19 protein-coding genes and 1 riboswitch are annotated in these 24,755 nt (G+C 63.2%); of the genes, 15 read left to right on the top strand and 4 right to left on the bottom strand.

The window, feature by feature from the left end; genetic code table 11:
• Positions 1-110: 110 nt before the first annotated feature.
• Both ABQX22_RS19365 and ABQX22_RS19360 read right to left on the bottom strand, forming a co-directional pair.
• Complete coding sequence (locus tag ABQX22_RS19365) at positions 111-1,520, bottom strand: sensor histidine kinase (protein ID WP_349801462.1); 1,410 nt, start codon at positions 1,518-1,520, stop codon at positions 111-113.
• Positions 1,513-2,184: a response regulator gene (locus ABQX22_RS19360; protein WP_349801461.1), complete on the bottom strand. Its 672-nt coding sequence runs from the start codon at positions 2,182-2,184 to the stop codon at positions 1,513-1,515. Before ABQX22_RS19360 ends, ABQX22_RS19365 begins: the two co-directional genes overlap by 8 nt.
• Before the next feature lie 479 nt (positions 2,185-2,663).
• Between ABQX22_RS19360 and ABQX22_RS19355 the strand changes: the two genes are divergently transcribed.
• The 4 genes from ABQX22_RS19355 (at position 2,664) to ABQX22_RS19340 (ending at position 6,721) form a co-directional block, all read left to right on the top strand.
• Positions 2,664-3,653, top strand: a complete 990-nt coding sequence (locus tag ABQX22_RS19355; protein ID WP_349801460.1) for a Bug family tripartite tricarboxylate transporter substrate binding protein — start codon at positions 2,664-2,666, stop codon at positions 3,651-3,653.
• A gap of 66 nt (positions 3,654-3,719) precedes the next feature.
• A complete protein-coding gene (locus ABQX22_RS19350) occupies positions 3,720-4,181 on the top strand; it encodes a tripartite tricarboxylate transporter TctB family protein (protein WP_349801459.1) in 462 nt (153 codons plus the stop codon).
• Position 4,182: 1 nt separating this feature from the next.
• Complete coding sequence (locus ABQX22_RS19345) at positions 4,183-5,697, top strand: tripartite tricarboxylate transporter permease (RefSeq protein WP_349801458.1); 1,515 nt, start codon at positions 4,183-4,185, stop codon at positions 5,695-5,697.
• Positions 5,690-6,721, top strand: a complete 1,032-nt coding sequence (locus ABQX22_RS19340; RefSeq protein WP_349801457.1) for an AbrB family transcriptional regulator — start codon at positions 5,690-5,692, stop codon at positions 6,719-6,721. The genes ABQX22_RS19345 and ABQX22_RS19340 overlap by 8 nt, the downstream gene beginning before the upstream one ends.
• A gap of 117 nt (positions 6,722-6,838) precedes the next feature.
• Here the strand turns inward: ABQX22_RS19340 and ung are convergent, their stop codons facing one another.
• On the bottom strand, positions 6,839-7,534 hold the full coding sequence (ung, locus tag ABQX22_RS19335) for a uracil-DNA glycosylase (protein WP_349801456.1): 696 nt from the start codon (positions 7,532-7,534) through the stop codon (positions 6,839-6,841).
• Between the two features lie 196 nt (positions 7,535-7,730).
• Here ung and ABQX22_RS19330 point away from each other — a divergent pair, with 196 nt between their 5' ends.
• Complete coding sequence (locus tag ABQX22_RS19330; protein WP_349801455.1) at positions 7,731-8,843, top strand: enoyl-CoA hydratase/isomerase family protein; 1,113 nt, start codon at positions 7,731-7,733, stop codon at positions 8,841-8,843.
• 185 nt (positions 8,844-9,028) lie between these two features.
• On the opposite strand, the gene ABQX22_RS19325 is transcribed toward ABQX22_RS19330, so the two are convergent.
• On the bottom strand, positions 9,029-9,583 hold the full coding sequence (locus tag ABQX22_RS19325) for a hypothetical protein (protein ID WP_349801454.1): 555 nt from the start codon (positions 9,581-9,583) through the stop codon (positions 9,029-9,031).
• A 302-nt stretch (positions 9,584-9,885) separates the two neighbouring features.
• A riboswitch (guanidine-I (ykkC/yxkD leader) is annotated at positions 9,886-9,987 on the top strand.
• A gap of 60 nt (positions 9,988-10,047) precedes the next feature.
• Here ABQX22_RS19325 and ABQX22_RS19320 point away from each other — a divergent pair.
• The 10 genes from ABQX22_RS19320 to ABQX22_RS19275 all read left to right on the top strand — a co-directional run bounded on the left by ABQX22_RS19320 (position 10,048) and on the right by ABQX22_RS19275 (position 24,588).
• Positions 10,048-11,115: a putative urea ABC transporter substrate-binding protein gene (locus ABQX22_RS19320; protein WP_349801453.1), complete on the top strand. Its 1,068-nt coding sequence runs from the start codon at positions 10,048-10,050 to the stop codon at positions 11,113-11,115.
• A gap of 15 nt (positions 11,116-11,130) precedes the next feature.
• The gene (locus ABQX22_RS19315) at positions 11,131-11,946 is read left to right on the top strand and encodes an ABC transporter permease (protein ID WP_349801452.1); all 816 of its coding nucleotides are present in this window, start codon (positions 11,131-11,133) and stop codon (positions 11,944-11,946) included.
• Positions 11,943-12,707: an ABC transporter ATP-binding protein gene (locus tag ABQX22_RS19310; protein WP_349801451.1), complete on the top strand. Its 765-nt coding sequence runs from the start codon at positions 11,943-11,945 to the stop codon at positions 12,705-12,707. Before ABQX22_RS19315 ends, ABQX22_RS19310 begins: the two co-directional genes overlap by 4 nt.
• 12 nt (positions 12,708-12,719) lie before the next feature.
• Positions 12,720-13,445, top strand: a complete 726-nt coding sequence (locus ABQX22_RS19305; RefSeq protein ID WP_349801450.1) for an urea amidolyase associated protein UAAP1 — start codon at positions 12,720-12,722, stop codon at positions 13,443-13,445.
• An 11-nt stretch (positions 13,446-13,456) separates the two neighbouring features.
• On the top strand, positions 13,457-14,065 hold the full coding sequence (locus ABQX22_RS19300) for an urea amidolyase associated protein UAAP2 (RefSeq protein ID WP_349801449.1): 609 nt from the start codon (positions 13,457-13,459) through the stop codon (positions 14,063-14,065).
• Between the two features lie 121 nt (positions 14,066-14,186).
• Positions 14,187-18,212 (top strand): 5-oxoprolinase/urea amidolyase family protein, encoded by a 4,026-nt coding sequence (locus ABQX22_RS19295; protein WP_349801448.1) that lies wholly within the window; start codon positions 14,187-14,189, stop codon positions 18,210-18,212.
• 34 nt (positions 18,213-18,246) lie between these two features.
• Entirely contained in the window at positions 18,247-20,058 is a 1,812-nt protein-coding gene (gene atzF, locus ABQX22_RS19290; RefSeq protein ID WP_349801447.1) for an allophanate hydrolase, read from the top strand.
• A gap of 181 nt (positions 20,059-20,239) precedes the next feature.
• Positions 20,240-23,527 (top strand): dermonecrotic toxin domain-containing protein, encoded by a 3,288-nt coding sequence (locus ABQX22_RS19285; protein ID WP_349801446.1) that lies wholly within the window; start codon positions 20,240-20,242, stop codon positions 23,525-23,527.
• Between the two features lie 94 nt (positions 23,528-23,621).
• Complete coding sequence (locus ABQX22_RS19280) at positions 23,622-23,882, top strand: cysteine-rich CWC family protein (RefSeq protein WP_349801445.1); 261 nt, start codon at positions 23,622-23,624, stop codon at positions 23,880-23,882.
• A gap of 13 nt (positions 23,883-23,895) precedes the next feature.
• Positions 23,896-24,588, top strand: coding sequence for a pseudouridine synthase (locus ABQX22_RS19275; protein ID WP_349801444.1), 693 nt, complete (start codon positions 23,896-23,898; stop codon positions 24,586-24,588).
• Positions 24,589-24,755: the final 167 nt, after the last annotated feature.

Genomic DNA, 24,755 nt, shown 5'->3' with positions numbered 1-24,755 from the left:
CTGTTGGAGCGAGCCTTGCCCGCGAAGACGGCCGTTCAGTCGCCACATTTTTATTGCCCGTGACGTCCTCTTCGCGGGCAAGCCTCGCTCCAACATGGCAAGCGGCTGGATCAGACAGAACACGGATCCAGCGGCACAAAATTCACCCGCACCTTCAAGCCTCGCTCCGCCCCGTCGTGCAGGCTGATCTGCGCCAAATGCGCGCGACAGATTTCCCCCACGATCGCCAGTCCCAGGCCGGACCCGGACTGATTACGCCGATAGAAGCGTTCAAACACCCGACCCCGCTCTTCCAGCGGAATGCCCGGCCCGTCGTCCTCAACCTCCAGCACACAAGGCGCGTGGACCCGCAAGATGACGTTGCCGCCCTGAGGCGTGTGGGCCAGGGCGTTGTCGATGAGGTTACTCAGCAGCTCATTGAGCAGGGTCGGCTCACCCCTCAGCCAGATCGGCACGTCGGCCTCCAATGCCAGGGCGACGCCCCGGGCGTGGGCCAGAGGGGCCATGGCCATGCCGAGTTCACGGGCCAGCTGGCTCAAGTCCAATACTTCGGCACCGCCTTCGGAGATGGCGCGCGCGCCGTTTTCGATACGGGCCAGGGACAACAGCTGGTTGGCCAGATGGGTCAGCTTGTCGGTGCCGGCGGCGGCGGTTTCCAGCGTCGAGCGCCAGGCGGCCGGGTCGCTGTCGCGCAAGCCCAGTTCCAGGCGGGCCTTGATGGAGGCCAGCGGCGTGCGCAATTCATGGGCGGCATCAGCGATAAACTGCGCCTGTCGCTCGAACTGCAGCCGCAGCCGCTCGGTGAAATGGTTGAGCGAGCTGACCAGTGGCCGCAACTCGTGCTGGACCTCCACCAGCGGCAGGGAGCGCAAGTCGTCCGGCTGGCGTTCCTCCACCGCCGTGCGCAGGCGATCCAGCGGGCGCAGCGCGGCACTGACCGTGAACCACACCAACAGCAGTGCGCCGCCGCCGAGCATGCCCAGTCGCAACAAGGTGTCAGCCATCAGGCCACGGGCCATCGTGATCCGCGCTTCCTCGGTCTCGGCCACGCGGATTTCGGCCATGCCGTTCATATTGGGTTCGCTGACCGCCTTGAGCAGGCTGACCACGCGCACGTCCTGCCCCTGATAGCGGGCGCTGTAGAACTTCGCCAGCGCCGGGTACGCGTCGGTGCGCGGAGTGCCGGCCGGCGGACCGGGCAGGTTTTCGTAACCGGAGATCAACCGCTTGTCGATGTCGTTGACCTGGTAGTAAATCCGCCCGGCGCTGTCGTAGGCGAACGTGTCCAGGGCCACATACGGCACGTCCGCGCTCAACGTGCCGTCGCGCTCGGAAAGGCCGGCGGCGATGGTGCGCGCCGAAGCCAGCAGCGTCCGGTCGTACGCGGTGTCTGCGGCCTCGCGCCCGTTCCAGTAGGCGGTCATGCCACTGAAAATCATCAACACCACCAGCAACAGCCCCAGGTTCCAGAGCAGTCGCCAGCGCAGACTGTTTTCCCGGTCTGGAAAAAAACTAGGCATCGCGGCTTTCCAGCAGGTAACCCAGGCCACGGAAGGTGACGATGGCGATCGGTTGGCCATCGAGCTTCTTGCGCAAGCGATGCACGTAGATTTCGATGGCATCGGGGCTGGCCTCCTCGTCCAGGCCAAACACCTGGGCAGCCAGCTGCTCCTTGCTCATCACCCGGCCAGGCCGCGCGATCAGCGCCTCAAGCACCGACTGCTCGCGGGAGGTCAGGGTCAGCAGGTCTTCGCCCACGGAAAAACGTCGGGTTTCCAGGTCGTACGCCAGCACCCCGCAGCGCTGCTGGCGTTCACCGCCCAGCACGCTGCGCCGCAGCAAGGCCTTCACCCGCGCTTCCAGCTCGGACAACTCGAAGGGTTTGGCCAGGTAATCGTCGGCACCCAGATTCAGGCCGTGGACCCGATCCTTCACGTCGCTGCGGGCGGTCAGCATCATCACCGGGAGGTTCTTGCCCCGTGCGCGCAGCCGGGCCAGCACCTCGAAACCGTCCATGCGCGGCAAGCCCACGTCCAGGATCACCACGGCGTATTCCTCGCTGCTCAACGCCAGATCAGCCGCCACGCCGTCGTGCAGGACGTCAACGGTGAGCCCGCCACTCTTCAGCGCCTGCGCAACACTGTCAGCCAGTTGCAGATGGTCTTCGACGAGCAATACACGCATCGACTTCTCCGATATGAGGCGTGGGGTGGAGGCGGAGTTTACAGGCGCCGTGGGCGCTGTGAAGGGCCGGCGTACAGCAAACATATTCGGGGCCGGTCCGTGTAGGTTCAGTCCAGGATTATTGAAAGGTAGCTGAAAGGTTCATGAAAGCTTCGCCGACTACGATCAAGTCACGACTTGTTACGGTTCCAGTGACCCGAGTCGTAACGAAAAGCGCCTCGATGCGTTTTCAACAATAAAAACAATATCGGAGTCACCGCGATGCCACGCCTTCAAGTATTGGGCCCTGTCCCTGCTTTCCCGCTTTGCCCCCAGATACGCTCTGTACAACCCAACGATACGGCTTGCCCGTACCCGTCGCTTCGCCATGCCTCCTTCTATCGATCATCGCAGTAACCCTTTGCCTGCTTGATGATCGCAAGCCGTTTACCTGATGACCCCAACACCTCAAGAACAACAACTCCTCTGGAGACAGATCAATGAACCCGACACTGCGCCGTTTCAGCGTCGCCGCCAGCTGCATGCTGGTGGCCACTCAACTCTGGGCCGTTGAGCCCAACGAACCCAAACGACCTGAATGCATCGCCCCCGCCTCCCCTGGCGGCGGCTTCGACCTGACCTGCAAGCTGGTGCAGAGCGCACTGGTCAACGAGAAGATTCTGTCCAAGCCCATGCGCGTGACCTACATGCCGGGTGGCGTGGGCGCCGTGGCTTACAACGCCGTCGTTGCGCAGCGTCCTGCGGATGCGGGCACGTTGGTGGCCTGGTCCAGCGGTTCGCTGCTCAACCTCGCCCAAGGCAAGTTCGGGCGCTATGACGAGAATCAGGTGCGCTGGCTCGCGGCCGTCGGCACCAGCTACGGCGCCATTGCGGTGAAAGCCGATTCGCCATACAAAAACCTCGATGACCTGGTCAAGGCACTCAAGGCCGACCCAAGCAAAGTGGTGATCGGCTCAGGCGGCACGGTGGGCAGCCAGGACTGGATGCAGACCGCGCTGATCGCCAAGGCGGCCGGAATCAACCCGCGCGACCTGCGTTACGTGGCCCTCGAAGGCGGCGGCGAGATCGCGACCGCCTTGCTCGGCGGCCACATTCAGGTGGGCAGTACCGACATTTCCGACTCCATGCCGCACATCCTGAGCGGTGACATGCGCCTGCTGGCGGTGTTCGCCAACGAGCGTCTGGACGAGCCGGAGATGAAGAACATTCCCACTGCCAAAGAGCAAGGCTACGACATCGTCTGGCCCGTGGTGCGTGGCTTCTACCTCGGGCCGAAGGTGACCGACGAAGAATACAACTGGTGGAAGGCGGCGTTCGACAAGCTGCTCGCGTCCGAAGACTTCGCCAAGCTGCGTGATCAGCGCGAGCTGTTCCCGTTCGCCATGACCGGTCAGGAGCTGGACACCTACGTCAAGAAAAGCGTGAACGACTACAAAACGCTGGCCAAGGAATTCGGCCTGATTCAGTGAATGAACTCGATTGACTGATGAGCGGTTGCGCTGTCCACGCGGCGGCGCGACCCAGGAGTTTTATCCATGATCCCCTTGCAAAGAATCTTCTCCTTTTTGCTGCTGCTGGTGTGCATCGGTCTGGCCATGATGGCCTGGCCTTACAAGGCACCGTTCTCCTACGAACCCGTCGGTCCGCGGGCATTTCCGCTGCTGATGCTGGGCCTGATGGGCATTTCCCTGCTGTATATGGTGTTTCGCCCCGCGCCGGTGGTGCACTCCGAAGACGAACCCGAGCTGGACCGCCCGACACTGATCAAGATCGCCATCTGCATTGTCCTGCTGCTGGTGTTCGCCGGTCTGTTCGAGCCGCTGGGCTTCATCCTCAGCAGCATCCTGATCGGCATCCCCATGGCGCGCCTGTATGGCGGCCGCTGGCTGCCCAGCATTGTGACCACCGTCCTGATGAGCATTGGCCTGTACGTGCTGTTCGACAAAGTGATGGACGTGCCGCTCCCCCTGGGTCTGCTCGACGTTCTGGAGAAATAACATGGACACTCTCGGCTATCTGGGACAGGGCTTCGGCGTTGCGCTGACCCCTTACAACCTCATCACCGCCCTCTCCGGTACGTTGATCGGCACCGTCGTCGGCCTGCTGCCGGGCCTGGGCCCGATCAATGGCGTGGCGTTGTTGATTCCTATCGCGTTCGCACTGGGCTTGCCGCCTGAATCCGCCTTGATTCTGCTGGCGGCGGTGTACCTGGGCTGCGAATACGGCGGTCGTATCAGCTCGATTCTGCTGAACATTCCGGGCGAAGCCTCCACCGTCATGACCGCGCTGGACGGTTACCCGATGGCGCGTCAGGGCATGGCCGGTGTGGCGTTGTCGCTGTCGGCGTGGAGTTCGTTCATCGGTGCGTTCATCGCGACCTGCGGCATGGTGATGTTCGCCCCGCTGCTGGCCAAATGGGCGATTGCTTTCGGGCCGGCGGAGTATTTCGTGCTGATGGTGTTCGCCATCGTCTGTCTCGGCGGGATGGCCGGTGATCGACCGCTCAAGACCTTTGTCGCCGCGCTGATCGGGCTGTTTCTGTCGACCATCGGCATTGATGCCAACAGCGGTGTCTACCGCTTCACGGGCGACAATATCCACCTGGCTGACGGCATTCAGTTCGTCGTGCTGGTGCTGGGTCTGTTTTCGGTCAGTGAGATTCTGCTGCTGCTGGAGAAAACCCACCGCGGTCAGGAAGCGGTCAAAGCCACCGGGCGCATGATGTTCAACCTCAAGGAAGCCGGCGCGGTGTTCGCGGTGAACATTCGCTGCGGCCTGCTGGGTTTCATCATGGGCGTGCTGCCGGGTGCCGGAGCGACCCTCGCCAGTGCGGTTGCCTACATGACCGAGAAACGTATCGCCGGTAACACGGGCAAATTCGGACAAGGCGACATGCGTGGTCTGGCCGCGCCTGAAACCGCCATCGGCGCCACGGCCTGCGGTGCCCTGGTGCCGATGCTGACCCTGGGCGTTCCGGGTTCGGGCACCACGGCGGTGATGATCGGCGCGCTGTCGCTGTACAACATCACTCCCGGCCCCCTGCTGTTCCAGCAACAGCCGGACATCGTCTGGGGCCTGATCGCTTCGCTGTTCGTCGCCAACATTATGCTGGTGATCCTCAACATCCCGATGATCCGCATTTTCACCCGCATCCTCGCTGTGCCGAACTGGGCACTGGTGCCGGTCATCGCGATCATCACCGGGATTGGCGTCTACGCAGTTCACGCCACCACGTTCGACCTGTTCCTGATGGTCGGCATCGGCATCTTCGGCTACATCCTGCGCAAGCTGGACTTCCCGCTGTCGCCGATTCTGCTGGGGTTCATCCTCGGCGGGCTGATGGAGCAGAACCTGCGTCGCGCGCTGTCGATTTCCAACGGTGCGCTGGAGATCCTGTGGTCGAGCCCGATCACCCTCGGTGTCTGGGTGGTGACCGCGTTCATGCTGGTGTTACCGCTGATCCGCATCTGGCGCAAGCGTGCCCGTCAACGTCGCGCAGTGACGAATGTCTGACAGACCCTTCAGTACATGGTGGGGTACACCGCTGGTCGGCCTGCTTGGCGGTTACCTCGCCAGCCAGGTCGGCTGGCCATTACCCTGGATGGTCGGCTCACTGCTGGCAATCATCCTGGTCCGCTGCCTGACGCCGTGGCAGCTGGCTGAAATCCCCGGCGGCCGCAAATGCGGCCAATGGGTGGTCGGCATCGGTATCGGCCTGCACTTCACCCCTGTGGTGATCGAACAAGTCCTCTCCCATTTCGGCTTGATCTTCATTGGCGCACTGGTGACCAGCGTTTCCAGTGTGGTCGGCGTGTGGCTGATGCTGCGCACCGGCGAAGACCGGGCCACGGCGTTCTTCTCCAGCATGCCGGGCGGCTCCGGAGAGATGGTCAATCTCGGCGCCCGCAATGGCGCGATCCTGAGTAACGTTGCGGCCGGCCAGAGCCTTCGGGTGCTGTGCGTGGTGTTGTGCGTGCCGGCCATCTTCAAATACCTGCTGGGTGCCAGCGCACCGCCGTTGCACCCGGTGACGGTGGATTGGGCCTGGCTGGCGGTGCTGTTTCCGGCGGGCGCGGCGATGGCGTATCTGTGGCAGCGCTTGCGGCAGCCCAATCCGTGGCTGTTCGGGCCGTTGCTGGTGAGCGCTGTGGTCAGCGTGAGTGCTGACCTGCACATCGGTCTACCCAACGGCGGCAGCCAGATCGGGCAATGGTTGATCGGCAGCGGTCTGGGCTGTCATTTCAATCGCGCGTTCTTTCGTCGCGCGCCGTCGTTTCTCGGGCGCACGCTGGTGGGCACGGCGTTGACCATGATCATCGCCGCCGTCGCGGCCTTCATTCTGAGTGCGTTGACCCTGCTGGATCTGCGTTCGCTGACCCTGGGCATGATGCCGGGCGGCATCGCTGAAATGAGCCTAACCGCAGAAGTGCTGCAGCTTTCCGTGCCGCTGGTGACGGCGATGCAGGTGATGCGACTGTTGTTTGTGCTGTTTCTGGCCGAGCCGCTGTTTCGGGTTTGGGTTCGGCGCAGTGCTTGAGCGTTTGATCGTTCCCACGGTCTGCGTGGGAATGCCTCTCGGGACGCTCCGCGTCCGTTGACACATCTTCGGTAAGCGCGTTACCACGCGGAGCGTGGAAACGATCAATCAACAGAGTTACACCGTCGGCGGCAACCGCCACTCGATCGGCGCAATGCCGTTCTGCTCCAGAAACTTGTTGGCCTTGCTGAAGTGGCCGCAGCCCAGAAACCCCTTGTACGCCGACAGCGGCGACGGATGCACCGAGGTCAGCACCAGGTGCTTGGTGGCGTCGATCAGTTTCTGTTTGCTCTGGGCGTGGGCGCCCCACAGCAGGAACACCAAATGCGGCTGATGGGCGCTGACGTGCTCGATCACCTTGTCGGTGAAATGCTGCCAGCCCTTGCCGGCGTGTGAGGCGGCGTTGGCGCGCTCCACGGTCAGCGTGGTGTTGAGCATCAGAACGCCCTGGTCCGCCCACGATTGCAGGTAGCCATGGTTCGGTATGTCGATGTTCAGGTCGCGCTTGAGCTCTTTGTAAATGTTGATCAGCGACGGCGGCGCCGGCACGCCCGGTTGCACGGAAAAGCACAAGCCATGGGCCTGGCCGGGCCCGTGATACGGGTCCTGGCCGAGGATCACCACTTTCACCTTGTCCAGCGGCGTGGAGTTAAGCGCGTTGAAGATCAACGGGCCCGGCGGATAAATCTCTTTGCCCGCCCCGTGCTCCTGACGCAGGAATTCACGTAACGTGCCCATGTAGGGCTTTTCGAATTCATCACGCAGCGCGTGTTTCCAGCTGGCTTCCAGTTTGATGCGGTCATCGCTTGTCATGGTGTCGTCCGGCAAAAACATTGGGCGGACTTTAGGGGCTGTTGCCGCCTCAGCGCAAGGCGCGGTGCCAGGGAAAAAACCGACGCGATGACCCCTGCGTTCCTACACTCTCCCTCAGCGCTGATGTGCAACTTCTCTGCGTCGCGAGGACTCACAACTTCCAGAGACGCTCCGGTCCCCCTTATATGAGGTCACGATGAATCTGCAATTCGAAGAGCTCACCGGCATCGACGGCGCCCGCATTGGCATCGCCAGTCTCGACGCCGAACAATCCCTCAACGCCCTCTCGCTACCGATGATTCTGGCGCTGCAGGATCGCCTCGACGCCTGGGCCAGCGACCCGCAGATCGTGTGCGTGCTGTTGCGCGGCAACGGTCCGAAGGCCTTTTGCGCCGGGGGCGATGTTCGCGCGTTGGTGGAGGCGGGACGCAATCACAAAGGCGAAGTCCCGCCGCTGGCCGCGCAGTTTTTCGCGGCGGAATATCGCCTGGACTACTCGCTGCACACCTACCCCAAACCGCTTATCTGCTGGGGCCACGGTTACGTGCTCGGGGGCGGTATGGGCTTGCTGCAAGGCGCCAGTATCCGGGTGGTCACCCCCAGCAGCCGTCTGGCGATGCCGGAGATCAGCATCGGCCTGTTTCCTGACGTCGGCGCCAGTTGGTTTCTGTCACGACTGCCCGGCAAGTTGGGGCTGTTCCTTGGCCTGACCGGCGCCCACATCAATGGCCACGACGCGCTGGACCTGAACCTCGCCGACCGCTTCCTGCTGGACGATCAGCAGGAAGACATGATCGAGCGCCTGCTGCAATTGAACTGGCAGGAACAGACCGCCGTGCAGCTCAACAGCCTGTTCAAGGCGTTGCAGCACGAAGCGTTGCCGCAGTTGCCGCCCGCCCAGTGGCTGCCACGGCGGCAGGTCATTGACGAGCTGTTGGACATTGCCGACGCGCCTTGCGCCTGGAATGCCATCAAACACCAACTCCACAGCAGTGACGCGTTGCTGGCCAAGGCCGCCAAGACCATGACCGAAGGCTGCCCGATGACGGCGCACCTGGTCTGGGAACAGATCGCCCGGGCACGGCACATGTCGCTGGCCGAGGTGTTGCAGATGGAATACAGCATGAGCCTCAACTGCTGCCGTCATCCGGAATTCAGCGAAGGGGTGCGCGCACGCCTGATCGACAAGGATCAGACCCCGCATTGGCATTGGCAGGATGTGGCGGCGATCCCACTGGCGGTGGTGGATGCGCATTTCGAGAAGGCGTGGGAAGGACGGCATCCGTTGGCGGATTTGTCGGAGTATTGAATTGCTCGCTTCTGTAGGAGCGAATTCATTCGCGAATCAAAGGATCAGGCGCTGGAGGTGTGTCAGGTATACCGCATCGGTCGAGCGCGACCCCGGAGCCTCGCACGGGCTCGTCAGCTCCTACAGGCTATGCGGCAGCTAAACGAAAAACGGCGCTCCGAGGAGCGCCGTTTTGTGTTCAGGCTTCAGCGATTCCCACCGCCGGGCCCACCGTGGCCGCCTCGGCCAAAATTACCGTCCTGGCGTTGATTGCCGCCACCGGGACGACCTGGGCCTGGGCCGTGTCCACCGCCACCGCCTGGATTGCCGTTCCAGCCCGGACGAGGGCCGCCGCCACCGCCCGGAGGTCGACCGGGCTGATAGCCCGACCCCGGACGCGGCCCTGTGTGCCAGCCTTGTCCGCTGCCATTTCCGGGACGCGGTCCGCCATTCCAGCCTGGACCGCCGTAGCCGGGACGTGGTCCGCCATAACCAGGTCGCGGTCCGTACCCTGGGCGACCGTTGTAGCCGTTGTAATAACGCGGCGGCGGCGCGTAATAACGTGGCGCTACATAAACATCACGCCGGTAGTAGGGCTGATAACCACCCTGATAGATATAAGTGCCGCTGTAAACTCCGCTATAGGCAGGCTGCGCATAGACCGGCTGCGTGTAGACCTCTTCCTGGTAATAGCCGGAATCGGCGTAGCAACCTGCGAGCGCCGAAGTCATCAAAAGGGTTAACAGGATTCGTCTATACATGGCGGCCTCCTGGACCGCGGTAGGGCTCAAACCAGCGACGCTGGTCGGCATCCGCCAAAATGACTGACGGACAACCCGTAAGACTGCAATTTCGTGACCTAGTGCCCCGACACGTGCCGAACCCGCCCGGCGGCGCCCCGTGACGGTGCACACAGAGGCGCGCGAAAACCTGCATTGAGGCAGCCAGACCCACCCTCCTCCCGCAAGAGCCCTTGTCCGCCCGGGCTTCCAGCGAATTGGCACAACTCTCGCTTAAGAAACATTCGTGCAGGAGTCAACACCGGTTCGCGGCACCACAATTTGCAATAGCCGACTAGGGTTCCGGCTCGCGATTCGCGAGTGGCTGGTCCGAGAGTTGGCGACCTCCAGTAGAGGTTACACGGCGGGATAAAAGCCCGGGAGACAGGACACCAGTGGTGTCGCCGTGCTCCTGCCCGCCCTTTTTCGCTACTGGAGATGCCCCCATGCAAAAGTCCCGTCTTTTCGGTCTGCTCGCCGCAGCCGTCATCGCCGCCACAAGCCTCTCGGCCAGCGCCGCCGCCAAGAAAGACTTCGATGTCTGCTGGACCATCTACGCCGGCTGGATGCCGTGGGAATACGCCGGCACCCAAGGCATCGTCGACAAGTGGGCCAAGAAGTACAACATCAACATCAAGGTCACCCAGCTCAACGATTACGTCGAATCCATCAACCAATACACCGCCGGCCAGTTCGACGGCTGCACCATGACCAACATGGACGCACTGACGATCCCGGCCGCCGGCGGCGTGGAAAGCACCGCGCTGATCGTCAGCGACTTCTCCAACGGCAACGACGGCGTCGTGATCAAGGGCGAAGGCAAGAAGGTCGCCGACCTCAAGGGCATGGACGTCAACCTGGTGGAACTGTCGGTTTCCCACTACCTGCTGGCCCGGGCGCTGGACACCGCGAACCTAACGGAAAAAGACCTGAAAGTCGTCAACACCTCCGACGCTGACATCGCCGCTGCCTTCAACACCGATGACGTCAACGCCGTCACCACCTGGAACCCCATGCTGTCGGAGATCAAGGCCAAGCCCGGCGTCACCGAAGTGTTCGATTCAAGCAAGATTCCCGGCGAGATCATGGACATGATGGTGGTCAACACCCAGACCCTGAAGGACAACCCGAACCTGGGCAAAGCCCTGACCGGCGCCTGGTTTGAAGTGATGGACACCATGAACGCCAAGACCGCGGCGTCCACCGCCGCCCTTGAGCACATGGCCAAAGCCTCGGGCACCGACCTGGCGGGCTTCAAGTCGCAACTGGCGACCACCAAGCTGTTCTACACCCCGAAAGAAACCCTGGCCTTCGCCACCAGCAAGGACCTGCCGACCACCATGCGTAAAGTCGCGGACTTCTCCTTCGCCCACGGCCTGCTCGGGGAAGGCGCCAAAGACGCCAGCGCCGTGGGCATGAGCTTCGCCGGCGGCGTGACCGAAGGCGACAAGGCCAACCTCAAGCTGCACTTCGACCCGAGCTACGTGCAGATGGCCGCCGACGGCAAGCTCTAAACGAAGGCCCTTGCCATGCGACTGATAAACCGCCGTCCGGATCGCGCCAGCCGTTTGATTCTGGTGCTCCTGCCGTTCGCCTTACTGCTGCTCGCCTATTTCATGGGCTCGGCGACGCGGCTGACGGAAAACCCCAACGACAAGCTGTTGCCCAGCGCTGTGCAAATGACCGAGGCCATCAAACGCGTCGCGATTGTCCCGGACGCCCGCACCGGCGAATACCTGCTGTGGCAGGACAGCGCCGCCAGCCTGCAACGGCTGGCCATCGGTCTGTCCATCAGCGCGCTGGTCGGGCTGTGCTTGGGCATCGCCTCGGGGATCCTGCCGCTGTTCGGCGCCCCGCTGTCGCCCTTGCTGACGGTGCTGTCGATGGTGCCGCCGCTGGCGATCCTGCCGATTCTGTTCATCGTCTTCGGCTTGGGCGAGCTGTCGAAAGTGATGCTGATCGTCATCGGCATCACGCCGATTCTGGCCCGTGACCTGGAACAGCGCGCGCGGGAAATCCCGGTGGAGCTGCTGATCAAGGCGCAGACCCTGGGCGCCTCTACCTGGACCCTGATCCTGCGCGTGGTGCTGCCGCAACTGCTGCCGCGTTTGTTGATTTCCCTGCGGCTGGTGCTGGGGTCGGCCTGGTTGTTCCTGATCGCCGCCGAAGCCATCGCCTCCACGGACGGCCTCGGCTACCGGATCTTTCTGGTGCGTCGTTATCTGGCGATGGACGTGATCCTGCCGTACGTGGTGTGGATCACCCTGCTCGCCTGGCTGATGGACTGGGCCCTAAAGGCGCTGACCCGCAAAGCGTTCCCCTGGTATGAGGGAGCCCGCCCATGAGCTTCATTTCGGTGAACAACGTCTGGCAGCAATACGACGATCAGGTGGTGCTTGAAGGCCTGAACCTGAGCGTGGCCGAGGGCGAGTTCTGCACCCTGGTTGGCGCGTCGGGCTGCGGCAAATCGACTTTTCTGCGCCTGCTGCTGGGCCAGGAAGTGCCGAGCAAAGGCGCGATCCTGCTGGACGGCAAGCCCTTGGCCAGCGAACCGGATGCCAGCCGGGGCGTGGTGTTTCAGCGGTACTCGGTGTTCCCGCACCTGACCGTGCTGGACAACGTCGCACTGGGCCTGGAATTGCCGCGCTCTGCCCTGCTCGGTCGCTTGTTCGGCAGCGCCAAGCGCGAGGCCCGGGAACAGGCGTCGATGCTGCTGCACAAAGTCGGCCTCGGCCATTCGCTGGACAAGTACCCGACGCAACTGTCCGGCGGCATGCAGCAGCGGCTGGCCATCGCCCAGGCGCTGATCATGAAACCTCGGGTGTTGCTGCTGGACGAGCCCTTCGGCGCGCTGGACCCCGGCATCCGCAAGGACATGCACGTGTTGCTGCTGGAGCTGTGGCGCGAGACGCAACTGACAGTGTTCATGGTCACCCACGACCTGTCCGAAGGCTTCAACCTCGGCACCCGCCTGATGGTGTTCGACAAGGTCCGCCACGACCCGCACGCCCCCGGCGCCTATGGCGCACGCATCACTTATGACATCCCCCTCAACAGCGATCGTCGCGCCGCCCGCGCCGCCTTCGAATCACTGCACACGGTCTAGAGGACTTTTCACATGACTGATTCCACTTCCCTGTTTCCCGTGTTCGCCGAAGACCTTCTGCCCGGCGGAGGCCACCTGTCGTTCGTGCTCAAGCGTGGCGAATTGCTGCGCCTGACCGACCTTAACGGCAACGCCAACGTCAGCCTGACGATGCTCAACGCCGACCAGAAAACCGAGCGCCTGAACCTGCCCGACAGCCTCAAGTGCCAACACACCGCCAAGCTTACCGAGGGCCATTGCCTGTATTCGGACATGGGCCGTGTACTGGCCGCGATCACCGCCGACACCTGCGGCTGGAGCGACAGCCTTGGCGGCGTGCTCTGCGCCGAAGAGGTCACTGAAAAATACGGCCAGGGCCGCTATCAGGAACTGCGCAACGACTTCTTTCGCAACGGCGCCGACAACCTGCTGGTAGAACTGGGCAAATGGGACCTGGGCCTGGCCGACCTGTTGATGACCCTGAACCTGTTCAGCCGGGTCAACGTCGATAACGCCGGGCGCCTGGCCTTCGTGCCGGGCAACTCGAAAGCCGGCGACTTCATCGAGCTGTACGCGCCGATGAACACCCTGGTGGTGCTGACCGCGCTGCAACACCCGATGGACCCCAATCCGGAGTACTCGCCGCAGCCGCTCAAGCTGACCTGGATGAAGGCCGACGCCAGCGTCGCCGAGCACTGCCGCACCTCGCGCGCGGAAAACGTGCGTGGATTCATCAACACCGACCGCCTGTTCGCTTGAGGATCAACACCATGCCAGCTCCCATTTCCCTCACCCACATCCCGGCAGGCGAACCTTCACTGACCGAACTCAAGGCCGGACAAACCCTGCGTTTGCTGGACCTGGAAGGCAATCAGGCGGTGGACACCCTGTTCTACAGCCTGGCCAACCCCCGGGAACGCTACGACGTGCAACGCACCCTGCGTCGGCAGAACAACGTTTATCTGAGCAAAGGCAGCGTGCTGTATTCCAACCTTGGCCGGCCGATGCTGACCATCGTCGAAGACACCTGCGGTCGCCATGACACCCTCGGCGGTGCCTGTGCCCAAGAGAGCAACACCGTGCGTTACGCGCTGGAAAAACGCCACATGCACAGTTGCCGCGACAGCTTCCTGCGCGCCTGCATTCACGACGGTCGCCTGGGCAAACGCGACATCAGCCCCAACATCAATTTCTTCATGAACGTGCCGGTCACGGCTGACGGCGGGTTGACGTTCGAGGACGGCATTTCTGGTGCCGGCAAATACGTGGAACTGCGCGCGGAGATGGACGTGATCGTGCTCATTTCCAACTGCCCGCAGCTGAATAACCCGTGCAACGGCTACAACCCGACACCCGCCGAATTGCTGGTCTGGGACTGATCGCTGATCGCTGCATGTCGGGTTAAGCCACAGCGGACGACCGCTGTGCAGATCGTTTAACAGCGGGACGGCCCGCTTCCCAGGGTGGGATCGATGCACATTGGTCTCCGGGGTCAACACCATGTTCGACAAACTGCTGATCGCCAACCGCGGCGCCATCGCCTGCCGCATCCTGCGCACGCTGCGTGACCTGAACGTTCAGGGCGTTGCCGTCTACTCCGAAGCCGACGTCGCCAGTCTGCACATCGTGCAAGCCCATGAGGCGCACAGCCTGGGGGAAGGCGGCGCGGCCGGGACCTATCTGGCGGTGGACAAGATCCTGGCCATCGCCAAGGCGACCGGGGCCAAGGCCATTCATCCCGGTTATGGGTTTCTTTCGGAAAACGCCGCCTTCGCTCAGGCCTGCGAAGACGCGGGCATCGCTTTCGTTGGTCCTACGCCGCAACAGCTGCGGGTCTTCGGCCTCAAGCACACCGCCCGGGCACTGGCGAGACAGCACGGCGTGCCGATGCTCGAAGGCACCGACCTGCTGGACAGCGTTGAGTCTGCCTTGTCGGCGGCTGATGTCATCGGTTACCCGGTGATGCTGAAAAGCACGGCCGGCGGCGGTGGCATCGGCATGCGCGTGTGCCGTAGTGCCGGCGAACTGAGCGAGTCGTTCGACGCGGTGAAACGCCTGGGGCAGAACAATTTCAGCGACGCCGGGGTGTTCATCGAGAAGTACATCCAGCGCGCCCGCCATCTGGAAGTGCAGGTGTTCGGCGACGGCCAGGGTGACGTCATCGCCCTGGGCGTGCGCGACTGCTCAGTGCAGCGGCGCAATCAGAAAGTCCTGGAAGAAACCCCGGCGCCCAACCTCCCCGACGGCATGGCTGAAGCGCTGTGCGCGGCGGCGATCAAGCTGGCGAAAGCGGTGGATTATCGCAGCGCCGGGACCGTGGAGTTTATGTTCGACAGCGACGATCAACGCTTCTATTTTCTGGAAGTGAACACCCGCTTGCAGGTCGAGCATGGCGTGACCGAGCAGGTGTGGAACGTCGACCTGGTGAGCTGGATGGTGCAATTGGCCGCTGGGGATCTGCCGCCGTTGTCCGAGCTGCAACAAGGTTTGAAAGCCAGCGGCCACGCGATTCAGGCGCGGTTGTACGCAGAAGACCCGGGCCGGGATTTCCAGCCGAGCCCCGGCCTGTTGACCGCAGTGCACTTCCCCGCCGCCGACGGCAAGACCCTGCGCATCGATACCTGGGTGGAGGCCGGTTGCGAGATTCCGCCGTTCTTCGATCCGATGATCGCCAAGCTGATCAGTTGGGCGCCTGACCGGGGCACTGCCAGCCACCGGCTTTCCCAGGCCCTGAGCGACAGCCGTCTGTACGGCCTGGAAACCAACCGCGATTACCTGCGCCAAATCATCGCCGACGTACCGTTCGCCAGCGGTCAGCCGTGGACCCGCTGCCTGGAGGGCCTGGTCTACCGCGCCAACACGTTTGAAGTGCTGAGCGGCGGGACGCAGACCAGCGTGCAGGATTATCCCGGCCGCCTGGGTTACTGGGCGGTCGGTGTGCCGCCATCCGGGCCGATGGACAGTCGTTCGCTGCGGCTGGGCAATAGGTTGTTGGGCAACCCCGAAGGTTGCGCCGCGCTGGAAATCACCATGAGCGGGCCGACACTGCGCTTCAACACCGATGCGGTGGTGGCGGTGACCGGGGCTGTGATTCCGCTGACGCTGGACGGCGTGGCGCAGGCGATGAACACGTCGTTACGGGTGGCGGCGGGATCGACCCTGGCGCTGGGCACCATTTCATGTGCCGGTGCGCGCAGCTATCTGTGCGTGCGGGGCGGGCTGGACGTGCCGGATTATCTGGGCAGCAAAAGCACGTTCACCCTGGGCCAGTTTGGCGGGCACGGCGGTCGTGCGTTGCGGGCCGGGGACGTGCTGCACGTATCGCCATTAGTGGATCGCGAGGAATCTGCATCGCCTGCAGGAGCGCGTTTGCCCGCGGATGCAGTGCTTCAGGCGGTGGAGATGGGCCGCGTGGTGGGGCAACGACTGTCGGACGAGTGGGTTCATGAGCTGCCGGCGGTACGGGATATCCGGGTGATTTACGGGCCGCACGGGGCGCCGGAGTATTTCACCGAAGGCTATATCGAGACGTTCTTCGCCACGGAATGGGAGGTGCATTTCAACTCCAGCCGCACCGGCGTGCGCCTGATCGGCCCGAAGCCGGAGTGGGTTCGGGCCGACGGCGGTGAGGCGGGGTTGCACCCGTCGAACATTCACGACAATCCCTACGCCATTGGCGCGGTGGACTTCACCGGGGACATGCCGGTCATCCTCGGCCCGGATGGCCCGAGCCTCGGCGGATTCGTCTGCCCGGTGACCATCATCGAGGCGGACCTGTGGCAACTGGGCCAGCTCAAGGCCGGAGATAAAGTGCGGTTTGCGCCGGTCACCGTCGAAGCTGCCCGCGCCATATTCTGTAGGAGCCAACGTGTTGGCGAAGAGGTGGGTACAACCGCCGCCTCTTCAGCGCTGGAAACACCGTCTTCGCGAATGAATTCGCTCCTACAGGGGACGCAACACCGTGGGAGCGGACCTGTCCGCGAAGAGGCCGGGACATCCGCCGCATCTTCAGCGCTGGAAACACCGTCTTCGCGAATGAATTCGCTCCTACAGGGGACACAACACCGTGGGAGCGGACCTGTCCGCGAAGAGGCCGGGACATCCGCCGCATCTTTAGCGCTGGAAACGCCGTCTTCGCGAATGAATTCGCTCCTACAGGGGACGCAACACCGTGGGAGGGAGCTTGCTCGCGATGAGGCCGGGACAGGCGATGCATCTTCATCGGGCGCACCACTGGCATCGCGAGCAAGCTCCCTCCCACAGGGGTTTTCAGTTAAATCCCCGGTCGTGCTGGACATTGGCGAGGACGACACCCGCCTGGTCGCCCGCCTCTCCGGCGACACTCATCTGCTGCTGGAAATCGGCGCGCCGGAGCTGGACCTGGTGCTGCGCTTCCGTGGCCATGCGCTGATGCAGGCGCTGGAATCCAAGGCGTTGCACGGGGTGATCGACCTGACGCCGGGCATCCGCTCGCTGCAAGTCCACTACCAACCCGAACAACTGCCCCTGGCCGACCTGCTGAACATCGTCGCCGGTGAATGGGACGCGGTGTGCGCCAGCGAAAACCTCGAAGTGCCGTCGCGCATCGTCCATCTGCCGCTGTCCTGGGATGACCCGGCCTGCCAGCTGGCCATCGACAAATACATGACCACCGTGCGCAAGGACGCGCCGTGGTGTCCGAGCAATCTGGAGTTCATCCGCCGCATCAACGACCTGCCCAATCTGGACGAAGTGCAGCGCACGGTGTTCGACGCCAGCTATCTGGTGATGGGCCTGGGCGATGTCTATCTGGGCGCGCCAGTGGCCACGCCGCTGGACCCGCGCCACCGTCTGGTCACCACCAAGTACAACCCGGCCCGCACCTGGACCGCCGAAAACTCGGTGGGCATCGGCGGCGCATACATGTGCGTGTACGGCATGGAAGGCCCGGGCGGTTATCAGTTCGTCGGCCGCACGCTGCAGATGTGGAACCGCTACCGGGAAGTCGCCGCATTCGACGGCAAGCCGTGGCTGCTGCGCTTCTTCGACCAGATCCGTTTCTACCCGGTCAGCGCCGATGAACTGCTGCGCATCCGCCGGGATTTCCCCCTCGGGCGCTACCCGCTGCAGATCGAGCACAGCACCTTGAACCTGGCCGATTACCAGGCGTTCCTGGCCAAGGAAGCCGAGGGCATCGCAGCGTTTCGCGAACAGCAGCAAAGCGCGTTTCAGGCTGAACGGGAACGCTGGATCGCCAACGGTCAGGCGACGTTCGAGAGCGATGAAGCGGTGGCCGAGGTCGCTGACGAAGCCGCGCTGGAGGTCGGTCAGATCAGCGTCGACAGCCACATCGCCGGCAATCTGTGGCAGGTGCAGGTCAGCGTCGGCCAACAGGTGCAGGCCGGTGACACGCTGGTGATCCTTGAATCGATGAAGATGGAAATCCCCCTGCTCGCGCCGATCACAGGCGTGGTGCAGGAGGTGCGCGTGCAACCCGGATCCGCCGTGCGCGCCGGGCAACGGGTGGTGGTGCTGCAAGCCCAATGATGCGGTTTTCTTTTAACGACTACGGAATAGAGCCATGAACCAGAACACGTCTTCGTTCGACCTGCGGCTGGACAGCGTGCGTGCCGCCTATGAAAACGGCAGCCAGACACCGCGCCAGCTGATCCTGTCACTACGGGAAAAAGCCGCGGCGCTGAACCCCGATTACCACCTGTTTATCCACCTGCTGAGCGTCGAAGAGCTGGAGCCGTACTTGTCAGCGCTGGAAGGCCGAGAACTGAAGGACCTGGCGCTGTATGGCGTGCCGTTTTCGATCAAGGACAACATCGACCTGGCCGGGATTCCCACCACGGCGGCGTGCCCTGATTTCGCGTACACCCCCGAGCGCTCGGCGACCATTGTCGAGCAATTGCTCAGCCTGGGCGCGATCCCGCTGGGCAAGACCAATCTGGACCAGTTCGCCACCGGCTTGAACGGCAGCCGCTCACCCTACGGCGCCTGCCCCAACAGCGTGAACATGGACTATCCGGCCGGGGGTTCAAGCGCGGGATCGTCCCTGGCCGTGGCGCTGGGGGTTTCGAGTTTTTCCCTGGGCACCGACACCGCAGGCTCAGGCCGCGTGCCGGCCGGGCTGAACAATCTGGTGGGCATGAAGGCCACGAAAGGTCTGATTTCAACCGGCGGGGTTGTGCCTGCCTGCCGCACCCTGGACTGCGTGACCACCTTCACCGCCACCGCCCAGGAAGCCAGCCAGTTACTGGCCCTCACGGCCCGCCTGGATGCGCGCGATGAATACAGCCGCAGCAACCCTTCGTGGAACGACGGATCGGCGTTCGGCACGCCGCGCCCGTTCCGCTTCGGCGTGCCCCGCACTGAGGATCTGGAATTTTTCGGCTGCTCCCAGGGCCCGCGTTTGTTTGGCGATGCCATTGATCGACTGATCGCGCTGGGCGGCGAAGCGGTGACACTTGATCTCTCGCCGTTCCTGGAAGCTGCGCGCCTGTTGTACGAAGGCCCGTGGGTCGCCGAGCGCTACAGCGTGGTGGAAGAACTGCTCACGACGAATCCGGACGCGGTGTTGCCGGTGATTCGCGCGGTGCTCGCCAAAGCCCCGACGGTGACCGGCGTGCAGACCTTCCGCGCGCAATACCGCCTGCAAGTGCTCAAAGCGCAATGCGACGCCCTGCTGGAAGGCCTGGACTGCGTGGTAACGCCCACCATCGGCCGCCCGGTCACGCTGGCCGAACTGGACGCCGAACCGGTGCTGCGCAACTCGGAACTGGGTTATTACACCAACTTCGTCAATTTGCTGGATTACGCCGCCATCGCCGTGCCAAGCACGTTCATGGACAACGGCATGCCGTGGGGCGTGACCCTGTTTGGCCGCGCGTTCACCGATCAATACCTGCTCAGCGTCGCCCAGGCCCTGCAAGGGGAGACAGGATTGCCGCTGATTGGCGGGCAGGCGCTGGCTGCAAATGCTCCGAGTCAGGCGGCGCGCAGTGACGTTGCACGCTTGGTGGTCTGCGGCGCGCACCTGGACGGCCTGGCGTTGAACTGGCAGCTCAAACAAAGGGGCGCGCGCCTGATTGAAGCGACCCACAGCTCGCCGGACTATCAGCTGTATGCACTGGCCGGCGGCCCGCCGTTTCGGCCGGGCATGGTGCGGGTCGATCAGGGCGGCGTGGCCATCGAGGTCGAGGTCTGGGAACTGCCGAGTCGCGAGCTGGGCTCGTTTCTGACCGGCATCCCGGCGCCGTTGGGGCTGGGCAAAGTGCAGCTCGCCGATGGTCGCTGGGAGACGGGTTTCATCTGTGAACAGTATGGGCTTGAGGGCGCGAAAGACATCAGCCATTTCGGCGGGTGGCGCCGTTATCTGAAGGGCTAACGCCCCTTTTTCTGTAGGAGCCAACTTGTTGGCGAATCGGACAACGCGGCGTGTCAGGCGCAACGCTTCGCGAACACGTTCGCTCCTGCATATTTCGCGTGAGCTGCGGTACATACGTAACCCAGACAAAAAATCTTTTGCGACATAGTGAGCGCCCCCATCACGCCGTCACTGTCCCCCCATGAACGACCATTGGAACGCACCGCCCCGCGATGGGCTGGCCCTTGAAAGCAACGACTCCCGACCTTCTCCCGACTACGCGGTGTCGCCGTTCCCGGCGTACACCGCGCCGCTTGTTCCCGCCGTGCCGACCGAGGGCGTTCATCACTTCAACCGCAAGGCACTGGCGCGGCAGCGACGCAGCCCGATTGCGCAACTGCTCAAGGGCTCGCCGTGGGTGCTGAAGGCGTACCAGCTCGACATGGACTGTCCGCCAGGGCCCGACGATTACATCGACGAACAGTGCACGACGCTCCTGGCCGAGCACGGCAGTGACCGGTTGCGTCCTCATACGCTGCACATCGATTTCTCCACCGACGCCCAGCCCGGCGTGAGCCCTGACGGGGTCGAACGTCATGAATGCCGCCTGAGCGTGGCCGAACTGGCGAGAACATCTCTGGACCCTGCCACCTTTCTCGGGCTGATGCGGAGCATGGAAGCGGACCGCCCGCTGCACCCGGACACGCCGGAATTGACCCTGAAAAAACTGATCCGGCTGATCACGCAATCCACATGGACCGAGGACTACCAAGGGCTGCTCAACACGTTCTGGGCAAAACACGAACGCACCTATCACCTGCTCGCCAGGTGCTCGTTCATCGACGGGCTGTGCCAACTGCGCAGCCAGCGCCGGATCAGCGCTGATGGCTACCGGCTCGCTCTGGATACGCTGGGGCTGAGTACGTTTCCCGACAGCCTTGCGAGCCTGGATGCCGAGAGCGTTGCCCGGCTCTCGGTGGTTGGCTTGGTGGAGCTGAACGGCCGGACCGTTCCGGGCATTTTTCAGCTCAAATCCAGAAACACCGACCACTGCTACCTCCACGTTTTGGGGGAAGAGCCGCAGTGCATTGAATACATCAGCGCCGATGCGCCATGGCGCGAACCGCCGTTGCTTGACGCGTTGAATCGCTCGCCCTGGCACAGAAGCTATCTCGACGCCGTCCCCCGTATCGACCACGCTACCGGTCTGGGCCTGCGCGACTGCAGCGGCGATGTGTTTCGTGCGCTGACATTGGCGCAACAGGCCTTTGTGGCCGAGTGCCTGAAACCGGAGGGACTTGATGCGGCCGACAGCGTACTCATGCCGATCCAGCGCAGTCTCAAGCACGTTGCTGCACTGGATATCTGGGACGAACACGCCGATATCCGCTCGCGAATTCCCGTCGCGTTGCAGACCGCCAACCACATGATGAAGCGCTGGCTCAACGACAATTACGCGCTGGATGCGAACCCGGATCAGGTGTTCATCCGTTACCTGCCCGGATCATCCACCACACCCTTGGGCCACGCGCGAGCACCGGTGACAGAAGTTCGCGCGCCCAGCCTGTTGCCGGTCGCGCTGGATCAGGCGCTGGTGGACAACTACCGCGTCGAGCACCCGGTGGGCTATATCGATGAAGGCGGGCGGACAGCGGTGTACATCGACCGCACCTCAAAGGGTCAATGGTCTGCGATAAACGAGGTGCCCATCGGCGCCGAAACCATCGAACAGCACATCCGGGACATCGATTTTCTGGGGGTCATGACGCAGCAGCTGCAACGCTTCTGGGACCGACAGGGCACCGAGGTCGAACGTTCGCTGCGCCAGACATTCGTGGGTCAGGCGCTGGTGAGTCTGAAACGCGGAACGCTGTCGCGTGCCGGCTTTGACCTGCTCACTCAGGTGCTGGAGGACTCAGAAACCGAACCCCGAGAACGCAGCACACAGTGGTCGGCACTGGGATTTCACTTACAGCGATCGCTGCTACCGAGCACGCATTGCGATGGCTGCATCGGGCTGCTGGTCTTCAGCCACGACCAAAACCCGGGGCGTGTCCTGTATCAGCCCGGGCAGGAGGAGCCCTTCATCGAGTTCCAGCACCGCGATGAGCTTGTCGCGCACCTGGCCCGCGCCGCCGCCGACGCGCAGTGGCGCCAGACGTTGCTTCGTTACGTGCCGCTGAGCCAGCACGCGCGCCTGGACTATATCCTTACGCTCTGGGGCCAGGTGCGCGCAGCGCCCAAACCGCTGTCGGACTTGCGACCATGGCTGAATGCGCTTTATCACGAAGACGTTCATCAGGCCCAGGCGAGGGAATTCTGCGAACATCCGCTGACGCTCTCGCCGTTCGTGTTCATGTGCCAGGTCATGCGCCGCAACTCACTGGATGACGCGCAGGACAGCGTGACGACATCCGCGCAGGTGTCATTGCGCGAGTGGAGCAAACGGCTTAACCACCTGCAACTCATGCTCGCGCCGCTTTCAGTGCTGTTGTCGCCCGCCGCCGTCGCATCGATGGTCACCGCTGCCGGCACGCTCTATCTGGATGCTCGCGCGGCGAACCTGCCGGGCAATCGAGACAAGGAAAAACGGCAGCTGCTGCTGAGTGCCCTGTCATTGGGCCTTTTGCAAACCGGTGTCCTGACGCCAGGTCTGTTACGGGCGTTTCGGACCTTCACTACGACGAGCAAAGCCGCAGCGCCCCTGGCATCGGTCAGCCAACGAAGCTTCAGCACCTTGCTGCAACGCTCCATGCGGGGGCGCAGGACGCAACTGGAGCGCTTCTTCTCCAGCGGCAGCCTGCTCAAAACCTGGACGATTCCGGGTTCCGGCCACTTCGCCACGCTGCCGGTGAAGGCCTGGAAACTGGAAGGCAAGTTTCTGCTGTGGACCTCGGAACGGGCCCAGGCCAGAACGCTGGTGGTCAGCACCCACGGCTATTACCTGCCATGGAGCAAAACCGCCGCGATACCCAATGGCACCGAACTGCGCACCTACGCGCCCCACGGATTCGAGTTGGTGGACCCTCGCCTGCACCGGGTCGTGAGCCAGAACATTCAGCCGTTTTCGCTGCTCAAGGCTGGCGAAAACATGCCGGGGCCGGCTTCCAGTCAACTGCCGGCCTGGCAACTGACCCACAAGGCGCTGGCGGGCACGTCACAACTGGGCAAGGTAAAAAACTACACGCTGGGCAAGTTTCAAAGTGAGCGCTACGAAAGCTATCGCGACATCAGCAACGTGGTCCGGTATTCGAACGCGTCACCGTTTTACGGCCAACTGATGTCCACGCCGATGGATGTCCTGACGGTGAGAAACCGCTTCGGCACCCGCAACCCGTCGCTGGAAACCCTGTTCGGCGCACTGGCCCGGCAAGGCATTCATTACGATCACATCCTGCTCCTGCACTGCCGCTGCTCGGCGGTCAGTTCAGCGCTGGGTCGGGCCCCGGCTTTCAAGGCGCCGGGAGGCAGCGTCCCGATCAGCCCGTGAACTGCCCGCCCGAAGGCGCGACAGGTCATGGCGCCCACGGTGTTGGCACGCTAGCATGCGCAATCGTCTGAAATGCCCTGAAACCGGATCGGTCATGCCCCTTCGCTCGACGCTCGACTCGCCACGTGCCGACATTTGCCCTGTCTGCGGTTTCAGTAACCGCTGCACCCTGGCGGACCCGCGCACGGCAGCCAACCCCTGCTGGTGCTTTTCTGCGCAGATCGACCCGGCGGTGCTCGCATCGCTGCCGCAAGCGCTACGCAATGCCGCGTGCCTGTGTCCACGCTGCGCGGGTGTGTCCCAAGCCGAGCCCGCGGACAATGCCTTGCCCGTCAACATCGCTCCTGCCGACTGACACCCATTACGCCATGCGCCTCGACCGTTTTCTCAGCAACCTGCCCCGTTTCAACCGCAAGGACGTCCGGTTTGCGCTGACGGCTGGCCGCGTGAAAGTCGATGGCCAGACCGTCGCCGACCCTCACCACGACGTGCGTGAATTCAGCTGCGTGATGTTCGATGACGAGGTGCTGCAGGCCGGCAAAGCGTCGCGCTATTTCATGCTGCACAAGCCACCGGGCTGCGTCAGCGCCACGGTCGACGCCCAACACCCAACCGTGCTTGATCTGCTGGACGAGCCCGACAAGCACGAACTGCACATCGCCGGGCGACTGGATTACAACACCTCGGGCCTGATGCTCATCACCAATGACGGGCAGTGGTCGCGACGCCTGACGCAACCGGCGACGAAACTGCCGAAGGTTTATTACGTCGAGACCGAGCAGGCCATCGGCGCGCACTACGCCGCGAAATTCGCCGAGGGCTTCTACTTCGCCTTCGAAAACCTCACCACCCAACCGGCGCAGTTAACGGTGCTCGACACCCATCACGCGCGGCTGAGCATCGTCGAAGGACGCTACCACCAGGTCAAACGGATGTTCGGTCATTTCGACAACAAAGTGCTGAATCTGCACCGCGAAAGCATGGGGCCGCTGACGCTGGACCCCGAGCTGGAGCCCGGGCAATACCGGGCGTTGAGCACCGCTGAAATTTCGCTGATCTGACGTTCGTTGCCCGCCCTGCCGAACAGCTTGGCAATGTACGAATGGCACTTGCGGCATCCCCCGTCGCCTGCTTGACTCCAATCGTCGGTTCGCCTGTGACTGACGAGTCATGCACCATTCCAAGAAACCTTTCGCCGTGCTGGCCACTGTCCTGGCCGCGCCGTCGG

This window comes from Xanthomonas sp. WHRI 1810A (assembly GCF_040202885.1).
GTDB lineage: Bacteria > Pseudomonadota > Gammaproteobacteria > Pseudomonadales > Pseudomonadaceae > Aquipseudomonas.
The sequence above is the reverse complement of the archived record's forward strand: the minus strand, read 5'-3'. Positions and strand labels throughout refer to the sequence as shown.